The organism is Rhizomonospora bruguierae (assembly GCF_018397995.1).
Classification (GTDB): domain Bacteria; phylum Actinomycetota; class Actinomycetes; order Mycobacteriales; family Micromonosporaceae; genus Rhizomonospora; species Rhizomonospora bruguierae.
This window is the reverse complement of sequence record NZ_BBQH01000177.1, coordinates 1-681: the sequence shown is the minus strand read 5'-3', so window position 1 is coordinate 681 and position 681 is coordinate 1. Positions and strand designations below refer to the sequence as shown.

Annotated in this window: 1 protein-coding gene; it reads left to right on the top strand. The window is 60.1% G+C overall.

All coding sequences use genetic code 11. The features are described 5' to 3' along the window. Window positions 1-53 precede the first annotated feature (53 nt). A partial coding sequence (locus tag KJS59_RS30730) for a hypothetical protein (protein WP_213457513.1) occupies window positions 54-681 on the top strand: 628 nt, incomplete at its 3' end.

The window sequence follows — 681 nt, the reverse complement described above, 5'->3', positions numbered from 1 at the left end:
TTCAACGAGTTCGGCGTGTCGTGCATGGACGGTCACCGACCGTAACGAGAACCTTGCTGGGAAAGGCTCACTGGCTCGACAAATGCGTGAAGTCAGCGTCTGCAACTCCGGCCAATTGCCCGCAATCCATTGTCGAGACATCGGAGGTTTCCAAGGTTCATTGGGCCTTCTACGGCAATCCCCTTGAGGCTCCGGTCATCCACTACATCGAGGCGGAAAGCCGCTTCGACATGCTCGGGACCGTCGTGGTGTCGGCGGACTACACCGTCTCCAAGACGCCGCGCCGCGTCGTGACGCCAACGACCTTCTGGGCCAAGGTGAAGTGGGCCGAAGGAAAGCTCGACGTCCAGGAGATCAAAGAGCACTCGGCCATAGGTGATCCCGAGGTTGCAAAACAAGATCCCAAGGTGGCATGGGAACCGATGGCGGCGAAACTGAAAGACGCATTTACCCGTTGCGTACACGGCGCCGGCTCGGCCATGCCGGCCGGTTGCCCTGAATGGCGGCCGCCGTCGGGTGCCGAAAAGATCAAATGGTCTTTGACGGACGATCCGTTGCTGACAGCTCGCGCGACATTCGATCCGAAGTTCGGGACCTACCATGTGAAGGGCACGTATGGATTGGCCGTGCGCTACACGTGGCTCGGCACCACGAAGACTGACCCCCGGAGGGCCATTCAAG